Here is a 289-nt window from a genome sequence, read left to right as displayed (position 1 = left end):
CGCAGGTGTTCGCCACCGGCGCGGTGAACTACCGGCTGGTGTCGACGGTGGTGGCGCGCACCCGGCTGATCAACGACCCCGCCGTGATGGCCCAGGTGGACACCGCGATCGCCACACGGCTGCGCCAGTGGGGGCCGTTATCGGCGATGCGCACCGCCACCGAGATGGGCGTGTCAGATGGTTTGTGTAGCAGTGGCTCCTGATGAATGGAGCAGTATCGATGGATGTGACTACTGACGAGCCGATGTCGGGCGCTGATGCCATGGAGGCGTTGAAGTCCGCGGGTGTG

The 289-nt window shown here is 65.4% G+C and carries 1 protein-coding gene; it reads left to right on the top strand.

Going from position 1 to position 289, the window contains the following annotated elements:
- On the top strand, nucleotides 1–203 hold a 203-nt coding region (locus H7J93_RS29095), incomplete at its 5' end, for a DUF222 domain-containing protein (RefSeq protein ID WP_267309740.1).
- Nucleotides 204–289: the final 86 nt, after the last annotated feature.

The organism is Mycobacterium barrassiae (assembly GCF_025822765.1).
In the GTDB taxonomy this organism is placed as follows: Bacteria; Actinomycetota; Actinomycetes; order Mycobacteriales; family Mycobacteriaceae; genus Mycobacterium; species Mycobacterium barrassiae.
Note: the sequence above shows the minus strand (reverse complement) of the source record. Positions and strands in the feature narration are given on the sequence as shown.